Genomic DNA, 10,941 nt, shown 5'->3' on the forward strand with positions numbered 1-10,941 from the left:
TGCCGGCTAGGGACTTGGGCTCGTACGGTGCGCTCCGTCTGTGGTCTTTCGCCTGTTCGGGGGCGGGATCCGTCCTGTCCCGATGGGGGTCGTGCTGATGCGTGTTCGGTCGTGGTGGACGGGCGATTCCCGTCGGGGGCGGGGTCGTTCGGCCCGGTTCCTGGTTGCGGGTGTGACCGTCCTGGCGTTGACCGCGAGCGTGGGCCCGGCCCAGGCCGCGAGTTGGATCAAGAACGAGCCGGATCCGGGTGCCTGGTCGCCGCGCGACCTGCCGAAGACCCCGTCGGTGAACGGGAAGAAGGCCGACGTCGCCAAGCCGACAACGCTCAATGGCGACGGCCGCGGCTCGTGGAAACCCACCGCTACCACCTGGCCGAAGGCGGCCGAGGCAGAGACCGCCCCGGCGCCCGCCTCCGACTTCGTTGCCCGCGGCGGATCTTCCTTGCTGGCCGCCCCCTCCGGCGGCAACGCCCCCGGAACCCCGGTCTGGATCACCACCCCCGACACGAACGGTCCCGGCCCGCTGCGCGCCGGCACCCCCGCAACTGCCGTTCCCAAGGCCCCGAGTCGGGTCAAGGTCACGGTCGCCGATCACGCCGCCGCCGAACGCGCGGGCGTCGACGGCGTCCTGGTCACCGTCCGTCGCACGGACGCCGACGCCGCGGCCGGCAAGGTCACGGTCGGCGTCGATTACGGCGCGTTCAAGGACGCGTTCGGCGCCGACTGGTCCTCGCGCCTGCGTCTGGTCGCGATGCCGGAGTGCGTGCTGACGACGCCCGACGTCGCGGCCTGCCGGGTCAAGACCCCGGTAGCCGGTGCGCGCAACGACCGTGTGAAGAACCGCGTCCTCGCCGACGTCGACCTGCCCGCAGCCCCGCCGGCCACCGCACGGTCGGCGAACGCGCCCACCCCGAGCGGCGCTTTGGTCTTCGCGGCGACTGCGGAGGCGTCCGGACCGTCCGGCGACTACAAGGCGACTTCCCTGTCCCCGTCCGGCGAGTGGTCGGCGGGTGGCAACTCCGGCTCGATGAACTGGTCGTACGGCATCGGCGTTCCGCCCGCGGTCGGCGGTACCGCGCCGACGGTGAACCTGTCGTACAACTCGGGCAGTGTCGACGGTCGTACGACCTCCACAAACAATCAGGCGTCGTGGATCGGCGAGGGCTGGGAGTACTCGCCCGGCTTCGTCGAGCGCTCGTACCAGGCCTGCTCACGCGACGGCCAGGACAAGTCGGGGGAGAAGTGCTGGTCCAACCAGAACTCCCTGACACTGTCCCTGAACGGCAAGTCCTCGACCCTGGTCCAGGACGACACCGACAAGTCCAAGTGGCGCCTGGAGGGTGACGACGACTCCCGCATCGAGCCGTTCACCGGCGCGGTCAACGGCGACGACAACGGCGAGTACTGGCGCCTGACCACCGGCGACGGCGTCCAGTACTACTTCGGTGTGGGCCACAAGCCCGGCGGCGACAACTCCGACCCGGGCACGAACTCGACCTGGTCCGCGCCCGTCTACGGCAACAACGCCGGGGAGCCGTGCAACAAATCGTCCGGTTTCGACGCGTCGTGGTGTCAGCAGGCGTGGCGCTGGAACCTCGACTACGTCGTGGACGCCCGTGGCGGCATGGTCACCTACTGGTACAACGCGGAGACCAACCGATACACGCGCGGCGCGGTCCTGGTGGGCTCCGGCACCTTGACCGAGTACACCCGCGGCGGCACGCTCGCCAAGATCACCTACGGCTCGAAGAAGTCCGACACCACCCAGCCCACCGCCCAAGTCCTCTTCGACACCGCCGAACGTTGCCTGAAGAAGGACGGCTTCGACTGCGATCCGGCGAAGATGACCAAGGCCAACGCGTCGAAGTGGCCGGATGTCCCCGTGGACAAGCAGTGCGCCACGTCGGGCAAGTGCGAGGAGTACGGCCAGACATTCTTCTCGACCCGCCGCCTGACGAAGATCGTCACCCAGTCCCTGGTCGGCTCGGCCTATCAGACCGTCGACGAGTTCGCCTTCGACCAGGACTACCCGGACCCGCAGGACGGCTCCTCCCCGACGCTGTGGCTGAAGTCGATCACCCGCACCGCCTGGGACGGCACGAAGAAGATCGACGTTCCCTCCGTGGACTTCGTGGGTCAGTTCATGCACAACCGCGTCGACGCCGGTGGTGACCTGGCGCCGCCGATGAACCGCCGCCGCCTGACGGGGATCACGAACGAGACCGGCGGCCAGACCACGGTCACGTACAACGCCCCCGAGTGCACCCCGGCCACCCTCCCCACTCCGGACGCCAACACCAAGGCGTGCTACCCGAGTTGGTGGAACTACGACGAGGACGCCGAGCCGGTCCTGCACTGGTTCCACAAGTACACCGTCGCCGAGGTCACCGAACACGACATCGCCACCACGGCCCCGAACCGCTCGACGCGCTACGAGTACGTCGGCGGTACCGCCTGGCACCGCGACGACACGGAGCTGACCGAGGACAAGGAAGCGTCCCGGCCCAAGAGCAAGGATCGCCGGACCTGGAACCAGTTCCGCGGCTACGGCCAGGTGATCACCCGCTCGGGTGTGGCCCCCGCCGACGCGGTCACCCAGTCCACGGCGTTCTACCTGCGCGGCATGGACGGCGACGTGAAGAAGGACGGCACCAAGCGCGCCGTCACCCTCACCGACTCCACCGGCCAGTCCATCGTCGACGCGAACCAGCACGCCGGTTTCGCCTACGAGACACAGACGTTCACCGGTGACGGCGGCACCGTCGCGGCCAAGTCACTGAACACCCCGTACTCCTCCGCCGTTACCGCGACCCACACCCGCGCCCGCGGCCTTCCGCCGCTGACCGCGCGTCGCACCGCGATGGAGAAGAGCCGCTCTCGCAGCCTCCTCGCGGACAACACCTGGCGCGAGACGTCCAAGACCACGACGTTCGACGCCGTCCACGGCCTTCCGGAAACCGTCTCGGACAAGGCCGACGGCCTGCTCGAGTACTGCACGAAGACCACCTACGCACACAACACCACCGCGTGGATCATCGGTAAACCCACGGAGAGTCTGTCGCTCGTCGGTGCCTGCACGACGCCCGCAGCCAAAGACACCGTCTACGCGTGGTCGCACACCCTCTACGACAACAAGCCCTTCGGCGAGGTCGGCGCGGTCGGGGACGTCACCTCGACCGACGCGGTGATCGACTACAAGGCGGACGGCACCCCCAACTGGGTCACCACCGCCAAGTCCGAGTACGACGCCTACGGCCGCGTGACCAAGGCCACCGACGCCGAGAACAAGACCACCTCCACCACGTACACCCCCGCCGCAGGCACCCTGCCCACCACGGTGGCCGTCACCGGCCCGACCAATTGGACCTCCTCCACTGTCTACGCCGGAGCACGCAACCTGCCCGTGACGGCGATCGACGCGAACGGCCTGGTCGTCGAGCAGGAGTACGACGCCCTCGGGCGGCTGATTGCGGTGTGGAAACCGGGTCACACCAAGACGGACAACGCAGATCTGCAGTTCGCGTACGCGCCCAGCAAGACCGGGCCCTCCGTCGTCACCACCAGGACCCTGCGCCTCAACGACACCTACACCACCTCGTATCAGATCCTGAACAGTTTCCTCCAGGAGCGGCAGACCCAGTCGAACCCCGCGCCCGGTGGTCCGGGTCGAGTGATCACCGACACCTTCCACGACAGTCTCGGTAGGCCGGTCAAGACGAACCAGCCCTACTACAACAAGACTTCCGGCCCGGATACGGCAGTGTTCGTCGGCAACGACAACGAAGTCTCCGGGCAGAACTCGGTCGTCTACGACGGGATGGGCCGCACCACCGCGCAGGTGTTCTCCTCCAAGGCGATCGAGCAGTGGCGCGCGACGACCACCTACGCCGGCGCCGACGAGACGAGGGTCACCCCGCCCACCGGCGGCGTCGCGACGCTGTCCATCTCCGATGCCCGGGGCAAGCCGAAGGAACTGCGGGAGTATCGCGGCGGATCTCCCACCGGTACCGACTTCTCGAAGATCACCTACACGTACACCCCGCGCGAGGAACTGAAGACCGTCACCGACGCGGGCGGCAACACCTGGACGTACACCCACGACTTCCTGGGCCGCAAAACCCACGTCGAGGACCCGGACAAGGGCCCGTCCGACACCCGCTACGACCTGGTCGGCCGTATCACCGGCACTACCGACGCTCGTGGCCAGAAACTCGCCTACACCTACGACGCCCTCGGCCGAAAGACCGCCTCCTACAAGGACTCGGTCGCCGACGCGAACCTCTTGGCGGAGTGGACCTACGACCGCTTCGCCAAGGGCCAGGCGGACGGCTCGTCCCGCTACGTCGGCGGCAAGTCGGGCGCCAAGTACACCAACGAGATCACGGGCTTCGAACCCGGCACCTACCGCCCCACCGGCACCCGCACGACCATCCCGGCGATCGAGGGCAAGCTTGCCGGCGTATACCAGACGAGCACCGAGTACGAACCGAAGCTGGGCCTACCGGTGCGTACCGACGTCGGCGCGTACGGTGGTTTGCCCGCCGAGGCCCTGACGTTCGGCTACAACGACGGCGGCCTGCTGACCGAACGCGGGGGCGCCCGCGGCTACCTGAACTGGGCGGACTACGACCCGTTCGGCCGCAACACCCGCGCGATCCTGGGCGCCGAGCCCAGCCAGGCGGCGTTCACCAGCACCTACGACCAGGCGACCGGGCGCCTGCTGTCCACCGACTGGGACAAGCAGACGGCAACCACCACCAGCGTGGACGCCACCACATACACCTACAAGCCGTCCGGCGACGTCACCTCGATCAAGACCGTCCGCGACAACAACACCACCGACACCCAGTGCTTCGCCTACGACGGCAACCGCCGCCTCAAGGAGGCCTGGACCGACACCGCCGGCACCACCACCCTCCCGGCGCCCAGCGTCCCCGGCGTCGGCGGCTGCGTCACCCAGACCCCGACCAAAAACACCGTCGGCGGCCCGGACCCGTACTGGCAGTCCTTCGACTACGACGTGGTCGGCAACCGCACCAAACTCGTCGACCACGACGTGACCGACGATCCGACCAAGAACGCCACGACCGAATACGGCTACCGCCCCGGCGCCCAGGCCGGCGACCGCACCCACCGCCTGGACACCGTCACCGTCAAAAACGGCACCGCCGCCCCGGTCACCACCAACGTGACCTACGACCAGGCCGGCAATACCAAAGCCCGACCCGGCACCGGCACCAACCCCCAGACCCTCACCTGGAACGAAGAAGACAAGCTCACCACCGTTGCCTCCGCAACCGGCACCAGCGAGTACGTCTACGACGCCGACGGCAACCGCATCATCCGCCGCGAGAACGGCAAGAGCACCCTCTACCTCGGAACCGACGAACTCACCACCAACACCAACGGATCCGGCCCCGTCGTCGGCACCCGCTACTACCCCACCGCCGGTGGTGCCACCGTCGTCCGCAACGGCTCCGGTGCGATCACCTTCATGGCGACCGACCATCACGGCACCCCCAACAGCATCCTCGACGCCGCCGGCCTCACCGCCACCCGCCGCCAGTCCAAGCCCTTCGGCGAACCCCGCGGCACCCAGCCCACCCAAGCGAACGGCCAATGGCCCGACGACAAGGGCTTCCTCGGCAAGCCCATGGACGCCACCGGCCTCACCCACGTCGGCGCCCGCGAATACGACCCGAGCCTCGGCCGCTTCATCAGTGTCGACTCCGTCATGGACCTGACCGACGCCCAACAGATGCATGGCTATACCTACAGCAGTAACAATCCCACCACGGTCAGTGACCCGACCGGCCTTGCCGAGTACGACCCCTACACCCCCTACAAGGGGGGAAGCGGTGGCGCGGGTGTAACAAACCCGAGGCCTTCGAATCCGCCCCCACCCGCCGAGCAACCGGTCAGTACTGGTGGAACCACGTCCAGCGGAAATAGCGGTTCGGGGACGGGTGTGGATCCTGGGTTGATCGCTAGGTATGGGTACAAGAAGCCTACGGTGAATAAACCGAAGAGCGGTGGAGGTAACTGGCTGACCTCCGGGCTTGGTTTCGTTGTGAAAGCTGCCTATGAATACTCGGGTGTAAAATCCGTCGTGGAGTGTGGGAAGGACCCCGGACTCAATGGGACGTGCCTGGAAGCCGGTGTCACGGTGGGAGGCTTTCTCCTGACAGGTGGCTCGGGTGCCGCAGCGAAGGCCTCACTCGAAACCGTTTCCAAGACTGCCGCAGCTCGCATTGCGAGCAGGGATGCGGTTGTGAGCGCAGGCGCCTATGCTGATGACGCTGCAATGCTCGCCGAAAGGAACATCAAGGGCTTGGATGGCGGATGGAAGGAGCTCTATGGCCCGTATCATCGCTCGTCTTCGAGAACGCAAACTGATGAGCTCGCCCTGACGCAGCAGGGAAATAGGCAGCTTTGGGGACGAGAGCCTCAACACGGAATGTGGCCTGCTGCAGAGGCGCACGGTGGGCCCCTTCCGGCAGGAGCTCGGGGGGTTGAGTTTACGACTCCAATCAGGCCGACCGGGCCTGGTCGATATGGAGCCGAATGGGAAGTGGAGAAAAGCGCCGGAGTAATCGGTACCAGGCAGGATGATTTCGCAAAAATTCCGATTATGATTACAAGGAATACTCAGATTCCTGACTCGATGTTCACGGGCCCACAGAATCAGTTCGTTCCTTTTTCGAAGGCTTATCATCAGTAGAATAATTCATGCGAACCTCGAAGATTAGGGCTCTCGATGTCTGAAATTCCTCCCGTCCCAGGCCCTGAACCCGAGTGGCGATCGGCTGTGTCGGCGGCGATTCCTGAACTTCGCCATGTGAATCCAGTGCGACAGCACGGAATCTGGTGGGGTGTTGCCTCGATGTTCGAAGAAGTCCTTGCCCTGGAATGTGATATCGGTCTGATCGCCAGTCGACTCGTTTTGACCCTTGAGACGAGTTGGGATTCATTGGCTGATGTCAAACTTGCATTGTTCGAATGGAGAGGGAATCTTTACGTGGTTAGTCAAAGATCTGGAGGAAATATTTCCGCTATCTCTATCCGCGGGAATGTTGGGCTGGATTTCGAAGAGGTAGTTGAAGAGCTAATTTCTCTGATTCAACCCCAAGCGGAGATTATTGTTTGGCGCGCGGAGTCGGGCGGAGATAAGAGCTTGTAAAGGAGGTCGGGTCGATGTCGGGGACGCCTTCCGCGTCCCCGGCGTGGGGGGCTTTGGCGAGCAGAGGCAGGAGCCTGGTAGCTCCATGGCAGCTGACCTCGACCATCCAAGATCACTGACAGAGTCAAGCTAGTGTTCCTGTGTCGATAGTTGCTCGTTAAAGAGCGTTTTACGCCTGGAAAGGTGTTTGCTTCCGGTCCTGAGGTTGGATGTCGCGCCACCGGCCGTTTCCCCGGCGTTCGGCTCGCCAGGCCGTCAATGTGGGTTCGAGTATTTCCCAGCGGACGTCGGACGGATCACTGGGATGGCGCCGATGTCCGGTCATGTTTCGTTGGTAGCGCCGGGCGTCCCGTTCATCCAAGGCGTGAATGGGGGCGGACGGGCGCGTCCCGGGAACAGACAGGAGTGAACGTGGCGAAACGGGCAGGCGCGAATCACCTCAAGCCGCACCCGTTGCAGAAGACGTGCACCGACCCAATCACGTGGACCACTCGAGCACTTCAAGTACGGTCCCCGGCACCGCTGTTCGTGTAGGAGCTCTTCCGTGAGCCAACGGAAGCCGTACCCGAGCGACCTGTCCGACGCCCGATGGGCCCTGATCGAGCCGACAATGACGGCATGGAGAAAAGCCCGGCTCGACCGCAGACCCACCGGCCGGCCAGAGTCGACCTCCGCGACGTGTTCAACGCGATTCTCTACGTGAACCGCACCGGAATTCCCTGGAAATACCTCCCGCACGACTTTCCGACCCACGCAACGGTCTACGCCTACTACGCGGCCTGGCGCGACGAGGGAATCTTCGCCCGACTCAACTACGACCTGACCGCACTGGCCCGCGTGAAGGACGGCCGCAAGCCCGAACCCACGGGCTCCGTCATCGTCACCCAGAGCGTGAAGACCTCCACCAACGTGCCCCTGAGCAGCCAAGGAACGGACGCCGCAAAGAAGACATCCGATGCGAAGAACACGTCAAGCGACAAGGGAAAGATGGGGTTCTCGTGGGGCAGGGAAGGCCACGGCCTCGTCGAACGGGACGCGGTGCAACAGGCAGTGGTGAAGGCAGCCGAGCATGCGGTTGCAGAGGTTCTCTGAGCTGCCGTGTGACGTTCTCCTGCCTCACGTCCGCGGTCGTAGTGGGCCCGCGCTCCGTCCGAATGGGCCATCGCTGAGAAGGCCCACATGTAGCCGACGCCGGCTAGCCTCTGGTTCTTGACCCTCCGGGCCACGACGGAAACGCTCTTGCCGGAGGCTCTGGTGACGGGGGCGGAGCCCGCGTACGCCCTCAGACCTATGGCGTCGGCGAATCGGGCACGATCGTCGCCGATCTCGGCCAGAACGCGAGCCCCGCTGAGTGGCCCCAGCCCGGGAAAACTGGCGATGATCTCGGCATCGACATGTGTCTTGAACGCCTCTACTGCGGCTTCGGCGAGGTCCTCGGCACTTGCGCACGCGGCCTCCAGTTGCCGAAGCAGTGCGAGTGCCTGCCGTCCCATGGTCTCCTCGACCAGGGGGAGATGGCGCATCTGCGGAGCGCGGAGCGCGCCGTGCAGGCGCTCGACCTCTCTGTTGATGGTGTTCTTGCGGCTGGCCTTCTTCAGCAGGGCCCGCAACTGCGTCCGGGTGAGCTTGGCCGCTTGGCGTGGAGTGGGCACCGCGGCCAGGAGAGTACGGGCTATGGGGTGATAGATGCCCTTGAGGTTTCCTCTTGGTCGTGGACACCCTGACACTTGGATCGTTGGGTCCAGGAAGGGAAGTCCACGTGGGACGTCCGTCGCAGTTCACGGATGAGTTCAAGCGCGACGCGGTCGCGTTGTATCGCCTTTCGGGTGGAAGTCGAACATTCAGCTCGGTGGCGACGGAGTTGGGGGTCAACGCGGAGACGTTGCGGGCCTGGGTGCGCCGGGCCGAGGCGGACGCGGGCGAGCGCGACGACCGGCTGAGCACCGTCGAACGCGAGGAACTCGCCCGCCTGCGCAAGGCCGAACGCGAGTGGCACCGGGAACGCGAGATCCTGCGCCGGGCAGCCGCGTATTTCGCACGGGAGATGAAGTGAGGACCCTCCGCTGGGACTTCGTCTCCCCCCATCGCGCCGAGTTCGGCGTGAAGCGGCTGTGTCGGGTCCTGGGCCTGTCCAGGTCCTCCTTCTACGCCCACGCGGCGGCCGCGCCGGCCCGGCGGGCCCGCGCGGCGGCGGACGCCGAACTCACCGAACGCATCCGGGTCGTGCACGCCGCGTCGCACGAAACCTACGGGGTTCCCCGGATCACCGTGGAACTGCGGGCGGACGGGCACGGGGTGAATCACAAGCGCACCGCCCGGTTGATGCGTGGGGCGGGCATCGTGGGCCGCCACCTGCGGCAACGCGTGCGCACGACCGTGGGTGACCGTGCCGCCGTGCCGGCGCCGGACCTGGTGGAGCGGGACTTCACCGCGTCCGCCCGGGACGTGAAGTGGGTGGGCGACATCACGTATCTCCCGGTCGGCGACGGGTGGGTCTACCTCGCGACGGTGATCGACCTGCACTCGCGGCGGCTGATCGGCTGGTCGATCGCCGACCACATGCGAGCCTCGTTGGTCGTCGACGCGATCGAGGCGGCGGTGCGAACCCGGGGCGGGAGCGTGGCCGGGGTGGTCTTCCACTCGGACCGAGGCTCGCAATACACGTCTGCGGACTTCGCGAAGGCCTGCGGGCGGCACGGGATCCGCCGGTCGACGGGGAAGGGCGGATCGAGCTACGACAACGCCGCCGCGGAGAGCTTCTTCGCGACGTGCAAACGCGAAGTCCTCTACGACAAACGGTGGTTGATTGAGCAGCAGGCCCGGCTGGACGTGTTTCGCTGGATCGCGTTCTACAACCACCGCAGACGACACAGCACCCTGGGCTACGTCAGCCGCCTTCGAGGAACAAACAGTCAAGACGGATATGGTGTCACTGGCCGCATGAAACCCCGTGTCCATGATCCGGGGGAAACCTCATGTCGTCCTGCGGTTTCCCGTCGGGGTGGGTCGTGGTTTTGATCGGGTGGTGTTCGGATCCGGTGATCCGCCCGGGGTGGCACCCTCGCCCCCGGGGGGGCGTCAGTGGGTGAGGTCCTTCCTGTCGAGTTTTCCTCTCCGGTTTTCCTCACGACTTTCGGGTCGGATTTGTCGATGGTGCTGTGTGGCGTTGTCCGGGCCTCGGTGGCGGGGTAGTGGCGGATCGGGGTGCGAGGGCCGCAGGAGGGCGTCCAGGGCGCTTGTCGAGGGGTCCTGGTGGGTTGTCGGAGCGCGCTTGTGGTAGCTGTGGGACGGTTCGGTGCCCGCGAGCCGGCGGCGGTTCGCTCGCCGGATGTGGCGGTGGGCCGCGGAGCGGACCTGTCGGGCGTCTTGGCGGGACCTGCCCCTACTCCCGAATCGTACCCAGGTAGAGTTTTGATGCACCACCTTGTCCCGTGACGCAATACCCACCTATATTGGAAGTGGCCTCCCGGTCGTGAAGTCGCCTGTTTCCAATGATGGTTGGCGGCGACGATTCCAAGTCCTTTGGTGTTGCGGGGTATTGGTCTGCTCCACGTGCCGGCCCGCCGACCTCGGGCGGATGCGGCACCGAATGCAAACCCCGCTGCTACCGGCGCAGTTCTCGACGAGCAATGCGGTCACGAGCCGAACATGCCCGGTGTGGTGGGCAATCGCGTAGCGATTGGGTGTTGGGGGGGGGGGGGGGGGGGGGGTCTCTACCACACAAGACCAAAGAACACCCACCTCGAAGCCCCTCCCCCCAC

Annotated in this window: 2 protein-coding genes and 4 pseudogenes; 4 read left to right on the forward strand and 2 right to left on the reverse strand. The window is 66.0% G+C overall.

Annotation, left to right across the window (positions count from 1 at the left end; genetic code table 11):
* Window positions 1-172 precede the first annotated feature (172 nt).
* Both ACZ4FV_RS27055 and ACZ4FV_RS27060 read left to right on the forward strand, forming a co-directional pair.
* On the forward strand, window positions 173-6,721 hold the full coding sequence (locus ACZ4FV_RS27055) for an RHS repeat-associated core domain-containing protein (RefSeq protein ID WP_402236910.1): 6,549 nt from the start codon (window positions 173-175) through the stop codon (window positions 6,719-6,721).
* A 36-nt stretch (window positions 6,722-6,757) separates the two neighbouring features.
* Complete coding sequence (locus ACZ4FV_RS27060; protein ID WP_402236913.1) at window positions 6,758-7,180, forward strand: hypothetical protein; 423 nt, start codon at window positions 6,758-6,760, stop codon at window positions 7,178-7,180.
* Between the two features lie 223 nt (window positions 7,181-7,403).
* Here the strand turns inward: ACZ4FV_RS27060 and ACZ4FV_RS27065 are convergent.
* A pseudogene (locus tag ACZ4FV_RS27065) lies at window positions 7,404-7,505 on the reverse strand (IS5 family transposase); the annotation flags it as partial.
* A gap of 219 nt (window positions 7,506-7,724) precedes the next feature.
* On the opposite strand from ACZ4FV_RS27065, the pseudogene ACZ4FV_RS27070 reads away from it, so the two are divergent.
* A pseudogene (locus ACZ4FV_RS27070) lies at window positions 7,725-8,128 on the forward strand (transposase); the annotation flags it as partial.
* A 21-nt stretch (window positions 8,129-8,149) separates the two neighbouring features.
* Here the strand turns inward: ACZ4FV_RS27070 and ACZ4FV_RS27075 are convergent.
* Window positions 8,150-8,874 (reverse strand): annotated as a pseudogene (locus tag ACZ4FV_RS27075) (transposase); the annotation flags it as partial.
* A 65-nt stretch (window positions 8,875-8,939) separates the two neighbouring features.
* Between ACZ4FV_RS27075 and ACZ4FV_RS27080 the strand changes: the two are divergent.
* Window positions 8,940-10,069: pseudogene (locus tag ACZ4FV_RS27080) on the forward strand (IS3 family transposase); the annotation flags it as partial.
* Window positions 10,070-10,941 lie beyond the last annotated feature (872 nt).

It is taken from the genome of Embleya sp. NPDC025285 (assembly GCF_055558835.1).

Excerpts from the sequence above, each read along its gene's own strand:
- ACZ4FV_RS27060 (WP_402236913.1), top strand. The coding sequence starts at position 6,758 with ATGTCTGAAATTCCTCCCGTCCCAGGCCCTGAACCCGAGTGGCGATCG.